Source organism: Caulobacter segnis (assembly GCF_023935105.1).
GTDB lineage: Bacteria > Pseudomonadota > Alphaproteobacteria > Caulobacterales > Caulobacteraceae > Caulobacter > Caulobacter segnis_B.
On record NZ_CP096040.1, the window covers coordinates 2884575 to 2903151 of the forward strand.

General features: G+C 66.5%; 16 protein-coding genes and 3 pseudogenes. 5 read left to right on the forward strand and 14 right to left on the reverse strand.

Going from position 1 to position 18577, the window contains the following annotated elements:
• Positions 1-12 precede the first annotated feature (12 nt).
• Both MZV50_RS13565 and MZV50_RS13570 read left to right on the forward strand, forming a co-directional pair.
• Positions 13-1566 (forward strand): AMP-binding protein, encoded by a 1554-nt coding sequence (locus MZV50_RS13565; protein WP_252629711.1) that lies wholly within the window; start codon positions 13-15, stop codon positions 1564-1566.
• A gap of 107 nt (positions 1567-1673) precedes the next feature.
• Entirely contained in the window at positions 1674-2069 is a 396-nt protein-coding gene (locus MZV50_RS13570) for a DoxX family protein (RefSeq protein ID WP_252629712.1), read from the forward strand.
• Here MZV50_RS13570 and MZV50_RS13575 read toward each other — a convergent pair.
• The 10 genes and pseudogenes from MZV50_RS13575 to eno all read right to left on the reverse strand — a co-directional run bounded on the left by MZV50_RS13575 (position 2066) and on the right by eno (position 11925).
• The gene (locus MZV50_RS13575; protein ID WP_252629713.1) at positions 2066-3511 is read right to left on the reverse strand and encodes a DUF6880 family protein; all 1446 of its coding nucleotides are present in this window, start codon (positions 3509-3511) and stop codon (positions 2066-2068) included. The genes MZV50_RS13570 and MZV50_RS13575 overlap by 4 nt on opposite strands.
• 20 nt (positions 3512-3531) lie before the next feature.
• Positions 3532-4932, reverse strand: coding sequence for a dihydrolipoyl dehydrogenase (lpdA, locus tag MZV50_RS13580; protein ID WP_252629714.1), 1401 nt, complete (start codon positions 4930-4932; stop codon positions 3532-3534).
• 83 nt (positions 4933-5015) lie between these two features.
• Entirely contained in the window at positions 5016-5492 is a 477-nt protein-coding gene (locus tag MZV50_RS13585) for a glutathione peroxidase (RefSeq protein WP_252629715.1), read from the reverse strand.
• 26 nt (positions 5493-5518) lie between these two features.
• Positions 5519-6826 carry a pyruvate dehydrogenase complex dihydrolipoamide acetyltransferase gene (locus MZV50_RS13590; protein ID WP_252629716.1) on the reverse strand — a complete coding sequence of 436 codons (1308 nt, stop codon included), beginning with the start codon at positions 6824-6826 and terminating at the stop codon, positions 5519-5521.
• Positions 6827-6838: 12 nt separating this feature from the next.
• A pseudogene (locus MZV50_RS13595) lies at positions 6839-6922 on the reverse strand (aldehyde-activating protein); the annotation flags it as partial.
• A 60-nt stretch (positions 6923-6982) separates the two neighbouring features.
• Positions 6983-7273 (reverse strand): annotated as a pseudogene (locus tag MZV50_RS26720) (GFA family protein); the annotation flags it as partial.
• A gap of 55 nt (positions 7274-7328) precedes the next feature.
• Positions 7329-8687 (reverse strand): pyruvate dehydrogenase complex E1 component subunit beta, encoded by a 1359-nt coding sequence (locus MZV50_RS13600; protein WP_252629717.1) that lies wholly within the window; start codon positions 8685-8687, stop codon positions 7329-7331.
• On the reverse strand, positions 8684-9715 hold the full coding sequence (pdhA, locus tag MZV50_RS13605) for a pyruvate dehydrogenase (acetyl-transferring) E1 component subunit alpha (protein ID WP_252629718.1): 1032 nt from the start codon (positions 9713-9715) through the stop codon (positions 8684-8686). Before pdhA ends, MZV50_RS13600 begins: the two co-directional genes overlap by 4 nt.
• Positions 9716-9882: 167 nt before the next feature.
• A complete protein-coding gene (locus tag MZV50_RS13610) occupies positions 9883-10185 on the reverse strand; it encodes an FtsB family cell division protein (RefSeq protein WP_047405705.1) in 303 nt (100 codons plus the stop codon).
• A gap of 459 nt (positions 10186-10644) precedes the next feature.
• The gene (gene eno / locus MZV50_RS13615) at positions 10645-11925 is read right to left on the reverse strand and encodes a phosphopyruvate hydratase (protein ID WP_252629719.1); all 1281 of its coding nucleotides are present in this window, start codon (positions 11923-11925) and stop codon (positions 10645-10647) included.
• 114 nt (positions 11926-12039) lie between these two features.
• Between eno and MZV50_RS13620 the strand changes: the two genes are divergently transcribed.
• A complete protein-coding gene (locus tag MZV50_RS13620) occupies positions 12040-12810 on the forward strand; it encodes an enoyl-CoA hydratase (RefSeq protein WP_252629720.1) in 771 nt (256 codons plus the stop codon).
• 3 nt (positions 12811-12813) lie between these two features.
• Here MZV50_RS13620 and MZV50_RS13625 read toward each other — a convergent pair whose 3' ends face one another.
• From MZV50_RS13625 to secG, 4 genes and pseudogenes are all read right to left on the reverse strand, one after another.
• On the reverse strand, positions 12814-13821 hold the full coding sequence (locus MZV50_RS13625) for a retropepsin-like aspartic protease (protein ID WP_252629721.1): 1008 nt from the start codon (positions 13819-13821) through the stop codon (positions 12814-12816).
• 121 nt (positions 13822-13942) lie between these two features.
• Positions 13943-14125 (reverse strand): 50S ribosomal protein L32, encoded by a 183-nt coding sequence (gene rpmF, locus MZV50_RS13630; protein ID WP_252629722.1) that lies wholly within the window; start codon positions 14123-14125, stop codon positions 13943-13945.
• A 126-nt stretch (positions 14126-14251) separates the two neighbouring features.
• A complete protein-coding gene (locus tag MZV50_RS13635; protein WP_252629723.1) occupies positions 14252-15904 on the reverse strand; it encodes a CTP synthase in 1653 nt (550 codons plus the stop codon).
• Positions 15905-16096: 192 nt separating this feature from the next.
• A pseudogene (gene secG / locus MZV50_RS13640) lies at positions 16097-16567 on the reverse strand (preprotein translocase subunit SecG); the annotation flags it as partial.
• Positions 16568-16727: 160 nt separating this feature from the next.
• Here secG and MZV50_RS13645 point away from each other — a divergent pair.
• Both MZV50_RS13645 and MZV50_RS13655 read left to right on the forward strand, forming a co-directional pair.
• Positions 16728-17243, forward strand: coding sequence for a GNAT family N-acetyltransferase (locus tag MZV50_RS13645; RefSeq protein WP_252629725.1), 516 nt, complete (start codon positions 16728-16730; stop codon positions 17241-17243).
• 702 nt (positions 17244-17945) lie between these two features.
• Positions 17946-18572: a DsbA family protein gene (locus tag MZV50_RS13655; protein ID WP_252629726.1), complete on the forward strand. Its 627-nt coding sequence runs from the start codon at positions 17946-17948 to the stop codon at positions 18570-18572.
• Positions 18573-18577: the final 5 nt, after the last annotated feature.

Consider the following 18577-nt stretch of genomic DNA (forward strand, 5'->3'; position numbering starts at 1 on the left):
GGTTTCGCCGGGATGCCGGTAGCTTACGACGTGCGGAACGGCCAAAAGGCCATCTTCGACGCCCTCATCGACGCTCGCGACAAATACGGCGCCAAGAAGCAGATCCTGGAAGACCAGGATCGCAACCCGCTCACCTATACGGACCTGATCCGCGCCAGCTTCGCCCTGGGCCGCAAGATCGCGGCCATGACCAAGCCCGGCGAGAACGTTGGCGTGCTGCTGCCGTCGGGCGCGGGATCGGTCGTGACCTTCTTCGCCCTGCACGCCTTCGGTCGCGTGCCGACCATGCTGAACTTCACGGCGGGCCTGCGGAACATCCGGGCCGCTTGCAAGCTGGCCCAGGTCAAGCGTGTGCTGACCGCCCACAAGTTCGTCGAGTTGGGCAAGCTGCACGACATCATCGACTGCATCGGCGAGCATGCCGAGGTCACCTACCTGGAGGACGTGCGCGCCACGATCGGCCTGTCCGACAAGCTGTTCGCGGCCGCGGCCGGTCTTTTCCCGCGCCATTTCCGGGCCCCGGCCAAACCGTCGGACAAGGGCGTGGTGCTGTTCACGTCCGGCAGCTTCGGCGCGCCGCGCGGCGTGGTGCTGACCCAGGAGAACCTGGTCCAGAACGCCATGCAGGTGGCGGCCCATATCGAGCTCGACCCGGACTGGGTGATGTTCAACCCCCTGCCGGTATTCCACTGCTTCGGCCTGACCGGCGGGGTGGTGCTGCCGATTTTGACGGGCATGAAGGCGTTCCAGTATCCCTCGCCTCTGCACACCAAGCAGATCCCGCCGCTGATCAAGGACGCCAAGGCCTCGATCCTGTTGGCTACCGACACCTTCGTGAACCAGTACGCCCGCGCCTCGGAGACCGACGAACTGGGCGGCTTGAAGTTCATCGTCTGCGGCGCTGAGAAGGTCCGCGAAGAGACCCACGCCCTGATCGCCGAGCGGTTCGGTGGCGTGCCGGTGCTGGAAGGTTACGGCGCTACCGAGGCCTCGCCGGTCATCGCGGTCAACAAGCCGACCGACAACCGTCCGGGCACCGTGGGCGGCCTGCTGCCCGGCCAGGAGGTTCGCGTCGAGCCCGTCGAGGGCATCGCCGAGGGCGGCCGCTTCTTCGTGCGCGGCCCCAACATCATGGCCGGCTACCTGCGCGAGGACGGCGGCGTCGACGCGCCCGAGCACGGCTGGCACGACACCGGCGACGTGGTGACCATCACCGACGACCAGTGGATCACCATCAAGGGCCGGGTGAAGCGCTTCGCCAAGATCGGCGGCGAAATGGTCTCCCTGACGGCCGCCGAGGACCTGGCCACGGCCGTCTGGCCCGATGGCCGCCACGCCGTGATCTCGATGCCCGACAAGAAGAAGGGCGAGAAGCTGATCCTAATCACCGATCGTCACGACGCTGATGTCGGCCCTCTGGTCGCGCACGCCCAGACGATCGGCGCTCCCGAGCTGGCCGTGCCGCGCAAGATCCTCAAGGTCACCGAGGTGCCGGTTCTGGGCAGCGGCAAGACCGACTATGTCGCCATCCAGCGCATGGCGGAGACCGACACTCGCGCGGCGTAACCCTATTGGCCAGCGCGCTATCGCTTCGCTGGCCCGCTACCTTCTCGTCTCGGTAAGCGTCGGGCCGCCAAGAGCCCAAAGCGTCTGACATCAAGGAAGGACAACGCATGGAACGTCTCGCCGTCTGGGCCCCGCGTGTACTCAGCCTGCTTCGCATCGTCACCGCCCTGCTCTTCATGGAGCATGGCCTGATGAAGCTCTTCCACTTCCCGGCCGCTCAGCCGGGCGCGCCCGATCCGCTGCCGCCCATGCTCCTGGCCGCGGGTTGGCTGGAAGTGGTCGGCGGCGCTTTGGTGGCGGTGGGCCTCTTCACCCGCCCAATAGCCTTCGTTCTATCAGGCCAGATGGCCGTGGCCTATTTCCTGGCCCACGCCAGCCAGGGCTTCTGGCCGGCGCTGAACGGCGGCGAGGCGGCGATCCTGTTCTGCTTCGTGTTCCTGTATCTGGTCTTCCAGGGGCCCGGGGAATGGAGCCTGGACGCCCAGGTCCGCAAGCGCCCCTAGAGGGTCGCGCCCAGGGCTTCCAGCTCCACGCGGAAGCCCTGCTTGCGGCCGTGCATGGCGCGGAGATCGGCGACGAACGCCTGGTGGTCGGGATATTCCCCGTAGTCGCTAATCATGGCCGACAGAGATTCCGCCTCCAGAAGCTGACGCGCGGCTTCGGCGTAGCGCGTGGCGACGCCATAGGTGAGCACGTACTGGATGGAAGCCCGCAGTAGCAGGGTCGCGGCGAGCGGATAGCCGCCTTCCAGGCGCCGCGCGGCCTCGGCCATCAGGGTGTCATCCGCGCCGTTAATCTCGCCCGAGCGGGTCAGCACCAGCCGCGAGGCCGCCGGCAGGTCGGGCCACGACACCAGGAACGCCAGCGCCGTGTCGAAGCGCGGGAAACGCCTGGCGACCGCCTTGGCCTGATCCTCGGCCTCGACGTCGTCGAAGTCCGGCAGGCCCTTCAGGTAGGATCGCAGAGGCGGTATCGACAGCGTGCGCTCGAATTCGGCCCAGCGGCGCTTCTGCGCCTCGTCGTGGTGGCCGGTGGCCTCGAGCGCCTCCAGCATCGCGTCTTCCCAGGCAGAGCGCTCTTCCAATGAGCTCTGGTGGCGGCCGCCCTTGTCGCTCGGCGCGCCGGCGTGGAGGGTGGCGAGCGCGTCCTCGGCGCGTCCGGCCGCCAGCAGACGTCGAGCGATCTCGGCCGAGACCAGGGGCGTCCTGCGCAGCTCCGGGGCGAAGGTGGCCTCGAAGGCGTCGACGTCCCCGCTGGCGTCGGCCAGACGCCGCAGGGCATCCTTGTAGATCGCGCCTCGGGCGTCTCGGATCGCGCGGGCGGCCGACAGCTTCTCGAGGGTCTCGCGAAGATGGGCCTGACCGGTCTTGCCCAAGGCGGGGCCGAGGGCGTTCACCAGGGGGCCGAACTGGGCGTAGTCGTCGCGGCGCAACAGGTTGGCGATGCGATCGGCGAGAGCGATCGGATCCGGCAGGGCTCCGGAGGCGATGGCGCCGATCCCGTCGCGGGCCGCCAGGAACACGTCCCCGATCGGTCCTTCGGCCTGGCTGAGGCGATCCAGAACTGGTGTCGCCAGATCCAGCAGGTCCAGCATCAGATCCAGCGCGGCGGTGGCGTCGTCCTGCGCCAGCCGCTCGATCATCCGGCGATGCAGGTCGAGGTCCTTGGCGAAGGCCGCGCGCTTGCGCCAGTGGATGCGCGAGGAGGACTTGCCGATCGTGGCCAGGCGCTTGGAGACTTCCAGGCCCAGCCCCTCCCCGCCAGCTTCGGCGAACAACTCCAGCCGCAACACGCGCTTGACGTGGCTGTCGCTGGAGAGGTCGAGCAGGATGGCGGCCAGGCGCTCGGGACCCAGGTCGACCAGGTTGGCCTCGGAAAGGGTCGTCTTGGACCCTTTCCGGACCTTGGCCGGCTTCTCAGTCGTCGTCGCGGCCTTGCGCGCCATCTAGTATCCTCAAGCGAGGCCTAGATGTGCAGGACGCGGCCGTAGGCGTCCAGCGCGGCCTCGTGCATGGCCTCCGACATGGTCGGGTGAGCGTAGACGATGCCGTGCAGGTCTTCCTCGGTGGCTTCCAGGGTGATCGCCGTGACGAAGCCCTGGATCATTTCCGTGACCTCGTGGCCGATCATGTGGGCGCCGATCAGGGCGCCGGTCTTGGCGTCGAACACGGTCTTGACGAAGCCTTCGGTCTCGCCCGCAGCCACGGCCTTGCCGTTGACCTTGAACGGGAAGCGGCCCGCCTTGACCTCGATGCCGGCCGCCTTGGCGCCGGCCTCGGTGTAGCCGACCGAGGCGACCTGCGGGTTGGCGTAGGTGCAGCCCGGAATCGGCGAATGCACGTTCGGGGTCTTGTAGCCGGCGATGGCCTCGGCGGCGTGGATGCCCTCGTGGCTGGCCTTGTGGGCAAGCCAGGGCGCGCCGGCGATGTCGCCAATGGCGTAGAGGCCGGCGACGTTGGTCTTGCCGTGCTTGTCGGTCACGGCATGGCCGCGATCCAGGTTCAGGCCGACGGCGTCCAGGCCCTCGCTGTTCGGCGCGATGCCGACGGCGACGATGCACTTCTCGGCGGTCAGCTGCTCGATCTTGCCGCCGACATCGACCGTGACCGAGACGCCGTCCTTGGTCTTCTCGACCTTGGCGACCTTGGCGCCGATGCGGAACTTGATGCCGCGCTTCTCGAACGCCTTCTGGGCGGCCTTGGAGACCTCCTCGTCCTCGACCGGCATGATGCGGTCGATGGCTTCGACGACGGTCACCTCGGCGCCGAGCGCGCGGTAGAAGCTGGCGAACTCGATGCCGATGGCGCCCGAGCCGATCACGACCAGCGACTTGGGCATAGCCTTGGGGGCCAGGGCGTCACGATAGGTCCAGATCTTGTCGCCGTCCGAGACCGCGCCGATGGCGGGGATTTCCCGAGCGCGGGCGCCGCTGGCCAGGATCACGTTCTTGGCCTGGACCGTGCGGCTGCCGCCGGCCTTCAGCGCGATGACCAGCTTCGGAGCGGGATTGCCCTTCTCGAGTTTGGCCTCGCCCTCGATGACCTCGATCTTGTGCTTCTTCATCAGGAAGGCGATGCCGCCCGACATCTGCTTGGCGACGCCGCGCGAGCGCTCGATGATCTTGGTGAAGTCGAACGAGGCGCCCTGCACCGCCAGTCCGTAGCCCGACAGATGCGACAGTTGCTCGTAGATCTCCCCGGACTTCAGCAGCGCCTTGGTGGGGATGCAGCCCCAGTTCAGGCAGATGCCGCCCAGGTTCTCACGCTCGACGATGGCCGTCTTGAGGCCCAGCTGGCTGGCGCGGATCGCGGCCACGTAGCCGCCAGGACCGGCGCCGATGACGACGACATCGAATTCCGTGGACATGTTCTTCTTACCCTAGCTTGAGCGCCATCCGGGGGAGCGGAGAACGCCGGTCGACCGAGCCTTGGGGGCCGGTCTGGGAGAAACTAAAGCAGCGCCTCGACCGCGACCTTCAGGTCTTCGGGCTTAACCGTGGGCGCGAAACGCTCGACGACCTCGCCGTCCTTGCCGATCAGGAACTTGGTGAAGTTCCACTTGATCGCCTCGGTGCCCAGGACGCCCTTCTGTTCCTTCTTGAGGAACCTGTAGAGCGGGTGGGCGTCGGCGCCGTTGACGTCGATCTTGCTCATCACTGGGAAGGTCACGTCGTAGGTCAGCGAACAGAAATTCGCGATCTCCTCGGCGTTTCCCGGCTCCTGAGCGCCGAACTGGTTGCAGGGGAAGCCCAGGACCGTGAAACCACGGTCCTTGTAGGTCTTGTAGAGCGCCTCGAGGCCTTCGTACTGGGGCGTGAAACCGCATTTGCTGGCGGTGTTCACGATCAGCAGCACCTGGCCGCGATAGTCGGCCAGGCTCACGTCCTGGCCGTCCAGCGTCTTGGCCGAATAGTCGTAGACCGACATGCTCGTCCCCTACTCCGTGATCCGGATCAGACGATCAGGGTCAGCGGCTCTTCGATCAGCGGCTTGAAGGCCGCCAGGAACTTGGCGCCGATGGCCCCGTCGACCACGCGGTGATCGCAGGTCAGGGTCACGGTCATCACGGTGGCCACGGCCAGTTGGCCGTTCTTGACCACCGGGCGCTGTTCGCCGGCCCCGACGCTCATGATCGCGCCTTGCGGCTCGTTGATGATCGACGAGAAGGCCTTGATGCCGAACATGCCCAGGTTGCTGACCGAGAAGGTGCCGCCCTGGAATTCCTCGGGCTTCAGCTTCTTGGCCTTGGCGCGGGCGGCCAGGTCTTTCATCTCGCTGGAGATCTGGGCCAGGCCCTTGGTCTCGGCGGCGCGGATGATCGGAGTGATCAGGCCGCCATCGATGGCCACGGCCACGGCGATGTCGGCATGCTTGTGCATGGCGATGCCTTCGGGCGTGTACGAGGCGTTGGCTTCCGGCACGCGCTTCAGCGCCACCGCGGCGGCCTTGATGACGATGTCGTTGACCGACACCTTCACGCCCTGGCCTTCCAGCAGGCTGTTGATCTTCGAGCGCGCCGCCAGCAGGCTGTCCAGCTCGATGTCGATCGTCAGCGGGAAGTGCGGGACGTCGCGGAAGCTTTCCGTCAGGCGGCGCGCGATGGTCTTGCGCATGCCGTCCAGCGGGATCAGCTCGTACGAGCCAGCCGGGATGCCCATCTGCTCCAGCGACTGGACCTTGCGCGGCTCGGCGCTCGCCGAAGCGGCGGCGGGCGCGGCGCTCGGAGCGGCCTTGGCGGCCGGAGCGCCCGACTTGGCGGCTTCAACGTCGGTCTTGACGACACGACCGTGCGGGCCGGTGCCCTTGATGCCCTTCAGGTCCAGGCCGGCGGCCGAGGCCAGGCGGCGAGCCAGCGGCGAGGCGAAGACCCGCGAGCCGTCAGCCGCCACGGGAGCGGCCGCCGGGGGCGTGGTTGGGGCGACCGCGGGAGCAGCGGCGGCAGGCGCCGGAGCGGCGGCGGCGGCCTTGGGCGCTTCGGCTTTGGGCGCTTCGGCCTTCGGAGCCGGCGCGGGGCTCTCACCCTCGCCCGCCAGCTTGGCGATCAGGGCGTTGACCTTGACGTTCTCGGTGCCGGCGTCGACCAGAATGGCTTCGACGACGCCCTCATCGACGGCCTCGACTTCCATGGTCGCCTTGTCGGTCTCGATCTCGGCGATCACGTCGCCGGCCTTGACGGTGTCGCCGACCTTGACGTGCCACTTGGCGAGGGTTCCCTCCTCCATGGTGGGCGACAGGGCGGGCATCAGGATGTCGATCGACATTGAGCTTCTTCCTCAAGCGTTCGGGACGGCTTCGACCAAGGTGGTCGGCGTCCATTTGGCCTTGCGACGAGCAAGGCGTTGTTCGTCCGTTTCGTCGTGATAGTCCATACGCTCCGGTTCGCGATCGGCGAAGCCGGGCATGTCGGTCCCGACGATATTGACGACGGCGTAGGCTTGGCCTTCGTCCTCGATCATCGCGCCGACATAGACGCCGCACTCGCGGCAGAGCAGGAAATCGACCTTGCGGCGGTTGAACCGGTAGCGATGCAGCGATCCGGGCGCGGCCGTGATGTGCAGGCGCCCGTCCGGATCACTGGTCGTGCGCGCCCCTTGCCGGCGGCAGAAGCCGCACTGGCAGGCGCGGATCGGCAGCTCGCCCAGGGGCTTGCCCGGTTCGAGCTGCACATGCACCGCGCCACAATGGCAGGAGCCGTTCAGGACCGTCATCAAAGCGCCCTCGCCCGCTCACACGAGCTGAAGCCGGAGTGAGCGGGCATCGGGATCACTTGTAGCTGACCGCCTTGGCCGCCTTCACGATCTTGTCGACCGAGGGCAGCGACAGGGCTTCCAGGTTGGCCGCGTAGGGCAACGGCACGTCTTCCTGGTGGACCCGCAGCGGCGGGGCGTCCAGGTAGTCGAAGCCGAACTCCGTGATGCGGGCGACGATCTCGGCGCCGACGCCCATCGGGCCCCAGCCTTCCTCGACCGTAACCAAGCGGTTGGTCTTCTTGACGCTTTCCAGGACCGTGGCGTGGTCCATCGGACGGATCGTGCGCAGGTCGACGACCTCCGCCGAGATACCTTCCTTCTCCAGCTCCTCGGCCGCCTTCAGGGCGAAACCGACCATGCGGCTGTAGGCGACCAGGGTGACGTCCGAGCCTTCGCGACGGACCTTGGCCTTGCCGATCGGCACGACCCAGTCCTCGACGTCCGGGATGTCGAACTCGTGGCCGTACATCATCTCGTGTTCGAGGAAGACGACCGGGTTCGGATCGCGGATCGCGGCCTTCAGCAGGCCCTTGGCGTCGGCCGCGTCATAAGGTGCGATGACCTTCAGGCCAGGGACGTTGCCGTACCAGGCGGCGTAGTCCTGGCTGTGCTGGGCGCCGACACGCGAGGCCGCGCCGTTGGGGCCGCGGAACACGATCGACGACTTGATCTGGCCGCCCGACATGTACAGCGTCTTGGCCGCCGAGTTGATGATGTGGTCGATCGCCTGCATGGCGAAGTTCCAGGTCATGAACTCTACGATCGGCTTCAGGCCGGCCATCGCCGCGCCGACGCCCATGCCGGCGAAGCCGTGCTCGGTGATCGGGGTGTCGATGACGCGCTTGTCGCCGAACTCTTGCAGCAGTTCGCGGCTGACCTTGTAGGCGCCCTGGTACTGGGCGACTTCCTCGCCCATCAGGAAGACGCGGTCGTCCTTGCGCATCTCTTCGGCCATGGCGTCGCGCAGGGCGTCGCGAACCGTGATCTTCTTCAGCGCCGTACCGGCCGGGATCTCGGGATCGGCGAAGGTCGAGGCGGCCGAGATCGGACCAGCCGCCGGAGCAGCGGCGACGGGAGCCGGAGCGGCTTCAGCGGCGGGAGCGGCAGCCGGAGCGGCCGGCGCCGCGGCTTCGCCCTCGCCCTTCAGGCGCGCGATCAAGGTGTTGACCTTGACGTTCTCGCTGCCGGCCGGGACCAGGATGGCTTCCACCACGCCTTCATCGACGGCTTCGACTTCCATCGTCGCCTTGTCGGTCTCGATCTCGGCGATCACGTCGCCGGCCTTGATGGTGTCGCCTTCCTTGACCAGCCACTTGGCCAGGGTGCCTTCCTCCATCGTGGGGGAAAGCGCGGGCATCAGGATGTCCGTCACTCGGCGGCCTCCAGGTAGACGTCGGTGTACAGTTCCGAGGGCTCGGGCTCGGGGCTCGTGCGGGCGAACTCGGCGGCTTCGGCGACAATGCGCTTCACGTCCGCGTCGACGCCCTTCAGGTCGTCTTCAGTGACGCCGGCCTTGGCCAGGCGTTCCTTGATGTGGTCGATCGGGTCGCGGGTCGTCTTGACCTCGTCGACCTCCTCCTTGGTCCGGTACTTGGCCGGGTCGGACATCGAGTGACCGCGATAACGGTAGGTCTTCATCTCGAGGATGTAGGGGCCCTGGCCGCTACGGGCGTGCTCGGTGGCGCGAGCGCCGGCTTCGCGGACGGCGACGACGTCCATGCCGTCGACTTCCTCGCCCGGGATGCGGAACGACGTGCCGCGCTTGTGGAACGCGGTTTCCGAGGCGGCGCGCTCGACGCTGGTGCCCATGGCGTACTGGTTGTTCTCGATCACGTACACGACCGGCAGCTTCCACAGCTGGGCCATGTTGAAGCTTTCGTAGACCTGACCCTGGTTGGCCGCGCCGTCGCCCATGTAGGCGTACGAGACGTTGCCATTGCCCTTGTAGTGGTTGGCCAGCGCCAGACCGGTGCCGAGCGCCACCTGGGCGCCGACGATGCCGTGGCCGCCGTAGAAGCCGGTCCCGATGTCGAACATGTGCATCGAGCCGCCCTTGCCCTTGGACGAACCGCCGGCGCGGCCGGTCAGTTCGGCCATGACCTCGCGGGGATCCATGCCGGCGGCCAGCATATGGCCGTGGTCACGATAGCCCGTGATGATCTGGTCGCCCTTCTGCGAGATCGACTGCATGCCAACCGCGATGGCTTCCTGACCGATGTACAGGTGGCAGAAGCCGCCGATCAGGCCCATGCCGTACAACTGGCCAGCGCGCTCTTCGAAGCGGCGGATCAGCAGCATGTCCTGATAGAATTTCAGGAGTTCGTCTTTGCCGACGAAGGCGTTGACACCGGTTTCCGGCGCCTTCCCCTCAGAGGCCTCAGCCTTGCGCGTACGCGCCATTCAAATCTCCCTGGCCAATCTTCATCGCGGCCTTCGTCCTGAGGGCAGCTTCCGCCGAAAATTCGTCGGTTCCGCGAAGGAAATACCCTGATGCACCATCAAGACCGATCCAGGACCGAATGACCCTTGGACCGACCGGCAGTCGATTCCGAAGTCTACGGGATCGGTCAGCTCGGACGCTTGACGCGGATCACATAGTCCCTCGGGTCGGCATATCCTAGGAGGGAACGCGCACGCTCCTCCAGAAGATCAGCCGACAAACTGCCGCTGCGTAATAGACGAGCGCGGGCCTCAAGGTCCATCCTCTCCGCGCGTATCTTCCTGAGTTCCTTTGTTTTTGCTGCGAGGTCCGCATTGCGTTGCGAGATCGACAGCAGGCCTCGATCACCCGTCAGAGCGTGAAAGGCGAAGTAGAAAATCAGGAAAAAGATCGCCGCGGTCGGCAGGAAGGGTTGCAGTCGGGCGAACATCTGAGCGTCCCAGAGAGGGATTCGTAGGATCGCCGACCGTGCTTAACGCCTTCTAAATCCAGGCCTTGAGAAGGGTTATCACCAGCTCGCGAATTCGACGAACGATGCTTTCAGATGAGATGGTTTCACCAGCATCTAGATACTGCATCGCCGAAGTCATTTCGCGACCGCGAAGGCCTCGAAAATGGTCTCGCTTGAAACCACTGCTGAGCTTTTAGAAAATTTGTGGGTTAACTGCACCGGCAACCATCGGCAACGATCTCCATAAGGCGAAAATCATCCCAGAATCGTCGAAGTGCGCTTCTCTCTAAAAGAGCTTTTCGGGGCGATGAAAACGATATCCGAGGCGCCGAAGCCCTGATTTGAGCCCAGGAAGGCGCCTGAGGCGAAGCCCGAAACGCAAAAGGCGCGGCCCCTTCGGAAGCCGCGCCTCGATAGTTCTCACGATATGAAAGGCCTTTAGCGGCCCTTCAGCGCCGCGCGACCGGCATAGACGCCTTGGTCGTCCAGCATCTGCTCGATGCGGAGCAGCTGGTTGTATTTGGCGGTGCGGTCCGAGCGCGCCAGCGAGCCGGTCTTGATCTGACCGCAGTTCAGCGCGACCGCGAGATCGGCGATCGTCGAGTCCTCGGTCTCGCCCGAGCGGTGGCTCATGACGCTGGTGTAGCCATGGCGATGGGCCAGATCGACGGCGTCGATGGTTTCCGACAGCGTGCCGATCTGGTTGACCTTGACCAGGATCGAGTTGGCCAGGCCCTTGTCCAGGCCCATCTGCAGGCGCTTGGGGTTGGTCACGAACAGGTCGTCGCCGACCAGCTGGACCTTCTTGCCCAGGGTGTCGGTCAGCAGCTTCCAGCCGTCGAAGTCGTCTTCGGCCATGCCGTCTTCGATCGACAGGATCGGGAACTTGGAAACCAGGCCGGCCAAGTAGTCGACCATGGCGGCCGGATCCAGCGACTTGCCCTCGCCTTCCAGCTCGTACTTGCCGTTCTTGAAGAACTCGGTCGAGGCGACGTCCAGGCCCAGGACGAAGTCGTCGCCGGCCTTGTAGCCGGCCTTCTCGCCAGCCTTGACGATGAAGTCCAGCGCGGCTTCGGCCGAGGCCAGGTTCGGGGCGAAGCCGCCCTCGTCGCCGACGTTGGTGTTGTGGCCGGCGTCCTTCAGGGCCTTCTTCAGGCTGTGGAAGATCTCGGCGCCCATGCGCAGGCCTTCGCGGAAGTCCTTGGCGCCCGTCGGCAGGATCATGAATTCCTGGATATCGATCGGATTGTCGGCGTGGGCGCCGCCGTTGATGATGTTCATCATCGGGGTCGGCAGCACGCGGGCGTTCACGCCGCCGACGTACTTGTAGAGCGGCTGGCCGGCCGACTCGGCGGCGGCCTTGGCGGCGGCCAGCGAGACGCCGAGGATGGCGTTGGCGCCCAGGCGGGCCTTGTTCGGCGTGCCGTCCAGTTCGATCAACAGGTTGTCGAGACGGCGCTGGTCCTCGGCGTCCACGCCCGACAGGGCGTCGAAGATCTCGCTGTTGACGGCTTCCACCGCCTGCAGGACGCCCTTGCCCAGATAGCGGGCCTTGTCGCCGTCACGCTTCTCGTTGGCCTCGTGAGCGCCCGTCGAGGCGCCCGACGGCACCGCGGCGCGACCGAACGCGCCGTCTTCCAGGATCACGTCGACTTCGACGGTCGGGTTGCCCCGGCTGTCGAGAATTTCGCGGGCGATGATGTCGACGATCTCGGTCATGACTGCTCCTCAAGGCCAAAAGGCGCGGCAGGCTTTAGCCGCCAAGCGCTTCGGGCGCAACTTGACTTCCCCTCGGGCGGGCGACTGAACATCCGTAACAAAAGGGAGGATCTCATGCTGGACGTCGAACGGCGCGGCCCCGTGGCCATCGTCACCCTCAATCGGCCCGAGGCGATGAATGCTCTGTCCAAGGCGCTGCGCAAGGCCCTGCACGGCGCGATGGTCGATCTGGACAAGGATCCGGACGTCAGCGTCGTCATCCTGACCGGCGCCGGCGAGAAGGCTTTCACCGCCGGTCTCGACCTCAAGGAACTGGGCGGTGATCCCGAAGCGATGAGCGCGGCCAACGCCCAGGACGCCCGCTCCAATCCGGTCCGCGCCGTCGAACGGTGCCGCAAGCCGGTGATCGGGGCGATCAACGGTGTGGCCATCACCGGCGGCTTCGAGCTGGCCCTGGCCTGCGACGTGCTGATCGCTTCGGAGAACGCCCGCTTCGCCGACACCCACGCCCGGGTCGGGATCATGCCGGGCTGGGGCCTGTCGCAGAAGCTCTCGCGTCTGATCGGTCTCTATCGCGCCAAGGAGCTGTCCCTGACCGGCAACTTCCTGGACGCCCAGACCGCGGCGGACTGGGGCCTGGTCAATCGCGTCGTGCCGGCGGCGGACCTGCTGCCCGCCGCGCTGAAGTTGGCGGAGGACATGGCCACGATCCCGGTGGAGACGCTATCGTTCTACAAGTCGCTGATCGACGACGGCTACGCTCGCTCGTTCCGCAAGGGCCTGGAGATCGAGCACGAGCGCTCGAGCGACCATAACCGCGAGGTCACGCCGGAGAAGGTCGAGGCGCGCCGGCGTCAGGTCATGGCGCGAGGCCGCGCCCAGTAGGTCTCAGGCGTTCAGGAGGGGGGCGGCAAGACCGCCCTGCCCCAGCCGGAACAGCACCCGCCCCGCGCCGAAGTCCAGTTCGACCCGGGCGAACAGCCGCAACACGTCGACCCCGAGCAGGGCCGCCGGGCGATTGTTCAGGTTCCAGACGTCGAAGATGTGCAGGTCGGCGAAGGCCATCGGAATGTTGGTGATCCGCAGATCGCCCATGACGATCGAGGGCACGACGCGGAACTCGCCCAACTGCATCTCGCCGCCAGCGGTCAGCAGGCGCGCCTGCTGGACCATGTCGGAAGAGCGTCGACGGCGCGCGGCGATGGCCCGCGCCAGGGCCATGTTGCCGATGCTGACCCCGCCGCCGGAGTCGATGAAGGCCAGCGATCGGGCGCCGGCGATCCGCGAGTCGGCGATCGTCAGTCTTCCGAACCGCTCATCAGCCACGACCGAGACTTCGCGCGACGAGCGCAGCAGTTGCGATATCGACTGACTGCGACGGACCTCCAGCTGTTTTCGGCGAAAGTCGATGACGACGTTGCGGTCTTCCAGGATGTCGACGCCCAGCAGGCCGTCGGCCCCGACCCGGTCGTAGGGCAGCACCGGCAGGACGACCTCGGCCAGCCTGGCGTCACCCGTGCGCAACTGGGCGACGCGGGCCGTGGTGCTGATGATGGAGCCCGAAACGCCGTGAACGATGACGTCCGGCCCGCGCGGCAAAGCGAGACGCTCGGCCAGGCCCGGGGTCAGGACGCTGCGGTCCGCGCCGGTGTCGACGACGAATTGGAAGGGCCCCTGCCCGTTGATCATGACCGGCACGGTCAGGCGGGCGTCCTGGTCCAGCGAGGCGTCCAGGATCAGCAGCGGCGGCTCACCGGGCGGCGCCTGGGGCGTGGCGAGCGGCGTTTGGGGCAGTGAAACCGGAGACAGCGAAACCGGCGTGATCGCGCCGGCCAGCGCGGATGGCGCGGCCAGCGAAAAACCCAGTCCCGCCGCTATATGACGGCGTGTGAACATGGGCGTACCTCCCTGCCCGGGAGGCTAGCACCTTTTCGACGCCAATGACGAAAATACGACGAAAAACGCCGCCCGGCGGACCGGGCGGCGCTTTCAAAGCCGTCAGTGACGGAAGGAGACCTTAGTCTTCCTTCGGCGTCAGGATCTGCTTGCCGTTGTACATGCCGGTCTTCAGGTCGACATGGTGCGGACGGCGCAGCTCGCCGGTGTCCTTGTCCTCGATGAACGCGTTGGCGCCCAGGGCGTGGTGCGACCGGCGCATGTTCCGGCGAGAAGGCGAAGTTTTTCTTTTGGGAACGGCCATCGAAGTGACTCTGCTCGCTGAGCGTGAAAATCGAGAGCGGCGACTCGGGCAATGCCCAGGCCGCCGCGTGAGGGCGCGCTTATGCCCGAATCTGTTTCCAGATGCAAGGACCTGGGGAAAACCGCTTTAGACCAGCCGTCCGTGCTCCTTCGCGGCGGCGATGAAGCTGGCGAAAAGCGGGTGTGGGGCGAACGGGCGGCTCTTCAGCTCGGGGTGATATTGCACGCCGATGAACCAGGGATGGTCGTCGCGCTCGACGATCTCGGGCAGCACGCCGTTGGGCGAACGGCCGGTCAGCTTCAGGCCCGCGTCCTCCATCAGGTGGACGTAGCCGATATTGACCTCGTAGCGGTGGCGGTGGCGCTCGCTGATCTCGGTCGAGCCGTAGATCTCCGCGACCTTCGAGCCGGCCGTCAGGACGGCGTCGTAGGCTCCCAGGCGCATGGTGCCGCCCAGGTCGTCGCTGGAGCGGCGCTGAACGGTCTCGTTGCCCTTGATCCATTCGGTCATGATGCCGACCACCGGACGCTCGGTCGGACCGAACTCGCTGGACGAGGCGTCCTTGACGCCGGCGACGTTGCGCAGGGTCTCGATGACGGCCATCTGCATGCCGAAGCAGATGCCGAAGTACGGCACCTTGCGTTCCCGGGCGAACTGGGCCGCGCGGATCTTGCCTTCCGCGCCGCGCTCGCCGAAGCCGCCGGGCACCATGATGGCGTGGGCGTTCTCCAGGCGGGCCGCGGCCGCGCCCTCGTCGCCCTCGAAGGTCTCGCTCTCGACCCAGTCCAGGTTGACCTTGACCTTGTTGGCCAGGCCGCCGTGGTGCAGGGCCTCGATCAGCGATTTGTAGGCGTCCTTCAGAACCGTGTACTTGCCCACGACGGCGATGGTCACCTCGCCGTCCGGATGCTGAACGGTCTGGTCGATCTGCTGCCAGCGCGACAGGTCGGGGGCCGGCGCGTCGTGCATGCCGAAGACATCCAGCACCTCGGCGTCCAGGCCTTCCTGGTGATAGTCGATCGGCACGGCGTAGATCGACGAGGAGTCCATCGCCTGGATGACGGCGCTGGGCCGCACGTTGCAGAACTGAGCGATCTTGCGCTTTTCCTCGGCCGGGATCTCCTGCTCGCAGCGGCACAGCAGGATGTCCGGCTGGATACCGATCGAGCGCAGTTCCTTGACCGAGTGCTGGGTCGGCTTGGTCTTCATCTCGCCGGCCGTCTTGATGAACGGTAGCAGGGTCAGGTGCACGTAGCAGCTCTGGTTGCGCGGCAGGTCCTGGCGTAGCTGGCGGATGGCCTCGAAGAACGGCAGGCCCTCGATGTCACCGACCGTGCCGCCGATCTCGACCAGCACGAAGTCGACCGGCTTCTTGCCCGTCTCGTCCATGGCGGGCGAGAGGACGAAATCCTTGATCTCGTTGGTGACGTGCGGGATCACCTGGACGGTCGCGCCGAGGTAGTCGCCGCGGCGCTCCTTCTCGATGATCGTCTTGTAGATCTGGCCGGTCGTGATGTTGTCGGCCTTCTTGGCCGACACGCCGGTGAAGCGCTCGTAGTGGCCGAGGTCCAGGTCGGTTTCCGCCCCGTCGTCGGTCACGAAGACCTCGCCGTGCTGATACGGGCTCATCGTGCCCGGATCGACGTTGAGATAAGGGTCGAGCTTACGAAGACGGACCGTGTAGCCACGCGCTTGCAGCAGCGCGCCGAGCGCCGCCGAGGCCAGACCCTTGCCAAGCGAGGAAACCACGCCGCCGGTGATGAAGATGTACCGCGTCATGGGCGATCAGATTACTCGTGATTCGACGGCGCCGGTGAAAAGACCTGCGTTCATCAACAAGATTAAACCCCCGAGGTCGCCCTCGGGGGTCAGTGGAAGGTCCGTCTTGGACGGTTAGGGCTTGGGCTGTTCCACCGGCGGGGCCGCGACCGTCGGGGTCGGGGCGGCGGCCGGAGCCGTCTCGGCCGGTTTCTTGGCGGCGGCCTTGGGCGCGGCGGCCGGCTTCTTGGCCGGTTCGGTCGGGGCCAGCAGCGAAGGCTGCTGCGCGGCCGGCGCCGGGGCGTTGATCTGCGGAGTCGGCGCCTGGATCGCGCCCGGTTGGGCGGTCGAGGGCGAAACGTCGGTCGTGGGAGCCGGAACGGCGGGCGCCGCGTTCAAGGTCTTGGCGTCCAAGCTCTTGATGTTCAGGCGGTCGGTGACCGAGCCGCCGGCATTTATGCGACCGGTCAGGATCGTCAGCGTCAGGCTGATCAGGAGGAAGACCGAGAACAGGATCCAGGTGATGCGCGTCAGCAGGTCACCCGCGCCGCGCGCGGTCATGAAGCTGCCCGAACCGCCGCCGCCCATGCCCAGCGCGCCGCCTTCGGAGCGTTGCAGCAGAACCACCCCGATCAGACCGAGGCAGACGACGATGTTGATGGCCAGCAGAACGCCGATGAGCATGACGAATGTGTTCTCGATCCGGGCGCGGGCGAAATGCCGCGCGAAAAACGAAGCGGCCCCTCTACCACTAGAGGACGCTCCGCGCCATAGCTGGGAAGCGTGCTCCCTCACGCAAGCCCCCAAAGCGCCTTAAGCGCCTCAAGCCAATTCTCCGGACCGCATGATCCTCGAGACCGAACGCCTGACCCTCTCTCCCCTGACGGTCGACGATACGCCCCTGATCTATCCGTTCCTGAGCGACGCGGAAGTGATGTCCAACCTCGACCAGGAACCGATCGAGGATCCCGACGAGGTGGCCAGCCGAGTCGCCGCCCAGGTCGACGAGATGACCGCTGGCGACGCCGCCTACTGGACGATCCGCCACACGACCAGCGGCGCCTTCCTGGGCTATTGCGAGTTCGTCGACATCGACAAGCGACACGATCGAGCCGAAATCCGTTTCGTGATCGACCGCAAGGGCTGGGGCCAGGGTTTCGGGGCCGAGGCGGTCGGCGCCCTGCTCGCCCATGGCGCCAGCAGCGGCCTGAAGAGCCTGGTGGCCAGCACCCACGTCGGCGACAACCGCGCCGAGCGCCTGTTGCAAAAGCTGGGCTTCAAGGCCCAGGGCTATCTGAAGGGCGCCGTGCACCGCGATGGCGAACGACGCGACCGGCGGCTGTACGGGCTGGAGCTCTAGGGTTCGGGGCATAGGCTCTCGTCCTCACGCGGTTGGCCGCTGAAGTTTCTGGAAAGGGACGCGGAGCGCCGGGCGACGCCCGGAGGATTTGGATAGATTACCGTTTCGACGAAGCCAGACGCTCCGCGCGACCGTTATCCGCCAGCGTCCCGTCAGGTGGCCCTGTTGAGGCCTTACCGGGACCCGGGTCCTTCCGTTTCCAGAAAGCCCCGAAGGTCGAAGAGGGCGGATCAATACTGATCAGGACAGACCCTTTTGCCTTCAACCCCGCCGACGGCGGGCGGGTCTGGCCAGCAACCAGATCCCCGGACCGTCCGAGTATCCCCCTCGGACCTGGCCCCGCTCGACCGCCCCCCGCCGCCACGATGGTCGCTGGCCACGCGCCCTTTCCTCGCGACGAGGTGAGAAGAAGCATAAGCCAGCTTTTCAGGGGGAGGAGGCAGAGCGCTGAATGCCCGTACCTCACCCTTCTCCCCTTGCGGGAGAAAGGGGCCGCCGAAGGCGGTCGGATGAGGGGGCGCACAGGCCTGACCGCTTGCGCCGCAAGGCTTGCCCGACAGGCCTATCGACCCACCATCCGGCGCTGCGCGCCACCTTCTTCCGCACGGGGAGAAGGATGAACGCCCGCGCTCCGACGAGCATTCACCCCCTGCCCCGTCCGAATCCGATACGCCTGCGCTCGTGACCTCCTGGAGTCCTCTCATGCTTTTCCGTCGGTTCGTGGCGATGACCCTGTCTCTTGTCGCGCTGGCTGTCTGCGGCGCGGCCGGCGCCGCCGACTACGGATTCAAGGACCTGCTGCGCGACCCGGGTACGCCGCGCGCCGGGGCCGTGGACGCCGATGTCGTCATCGTCATGTACGCCGACTACAACTGCGGCTACTGCAAGCGCATGGAGCCCGTTTTGGCCGAGGCGCTGGACGCGGATCCCCGCTTGGCCGTCGTCCACAAGGACTGGCCCATCTTCGGCGATGTCTCGGAACACGCCGCCAGGGTGGCGCTGGCCGCGACCTATCAGGGCCGGTACGAGGCCGTCCATCGCGCCTTCCTGCTGTCGCCCACGCGCCTCAGCGACAAGGACATGGTCGAGGCGGTCGCCAAACGGGCCGGTGTCGACTGGCCCCGCCTGACCCGCGACCTCAAGGCTCACGCCAAGGACATCGACGCCATCCTGGCCCGCAACGAACGCGAAGCCGCGCTTCTCTCACTCCAGGGCACGCCGGGCCTGGTGATCAACGGCTACGTGGTAGGCGGCGCGCTGTCGGGCGAGCAACTGAAGGCGCTGCTTCAGAAGATTCGCGCCGCCGGGGCGCGGCCGCCAGCGGCCTAGCCGCC

Bases quoted from the DNA above. Each gene is read 5' to 3' on its own strand.
- MZV50_RS13620 (WP_252629720.1), top strand. From the start codon at position 12,040: ATGCTGGACGTCGAACGGCGCGGCCCCGTGGCCATCGTCACCCTCAAT.
- MZV50_RS13645 (WP_252629725.1), top strand. From the start codon at position 16,728: ATGATCCTCGAGACCGAACGCCTGACCCTCTCTCCCCTGACGGTCGAC.
- MZV50_RS13635 (WP_252629723.1), bottom strand. From the start codon at position 15,904: ATGACGCGGTACATCTTCATCACCGGCGGCGTGGTTTCCTCGCTTGGC.
- rpmF (WP_252629722.1), bottom strand. From the start codon at position 14,125: ATGGCCGTTCCCAAAAGAAAAACTTCGCCTTCTCGCCGGAACATGCGC.
- MZV50_RS13590 (WP_252629716.1), bottom strand. From the start codon at position 6,826: ATGTCGATCGACATCCTGATGCCCGCCCTGTCGCCCACCATGGAGGAG.
- MZV50_RS13570 (WP_252629712.1), top strand. From the start codon at position 1,674: ATGGAACGTCTCGCCGTCTGGGCCCCGCGTGTACTCAGCCTGCTTCGC.
- MZV50_RS13565 (WP_252629711.1), top strand. From the start codon at position 13: ATGCCGGTAGCTTACGACGTGCGGAACGGCCAAAAGGCCATCTTCGAC.
- eno (WP_252629719.1), bottom strand. From the start codon at position 11,925: ATGACCGAGATCGTCGACATCATCGCCCGCGAAATTCTCGACAGCCGG.
- MZV50_RS13610 (WP_047405705.1), bottom strand. From the start codon at position 10,185: ATGTTCGCCCGACTGCAACCCTTCCTGCCGACCGCGGCGATCTTTTTC.
- MZV50_RS13655 (WP_252629726.1), top strand. From the start codon at position 17,946: ATGCTTTTCCGTCGGTTCGTGGCGATGACCCTGTCTCTTGTCGCGCTG.
- MZV50_RS13625 (WP_252629721.1), bottom strand. From the start codon at position 13,821: ATGTTCACACGCCGTCATATAGCGGCGGGACTGGGTTTTTCGCTGGCC.
- MZV50_RS13575 (WP_252629713.1), bottom strand. From the start codon at position 3,511: ATGGCGCGCAAGGCCGCGACGACGACTGAGAAGCCGGCCAAGGTCCGG.
- pdhA (WP_252629718.1), bottom strand. From the start codon at position 9,715: ATGGCGCGTACGCGCAAGGCTGAGGCCTCTGAGGGGAAGGCGCCGGAA.
- lpdA (WP_252629714.1), bottom strand. From the start codon at position 4,932: ATGTCCACGGAATTCGATGTCGTCGTCATCGGCGCCGGTCCTGGCGGC.
- MZV50_RS13585 (WP_252629715.1), bottom strand. From the start codon at position 5,492: ATGTCGGTCTACGACTATTCGGCCAAGACGCTGGACGGCCAGGACGTG.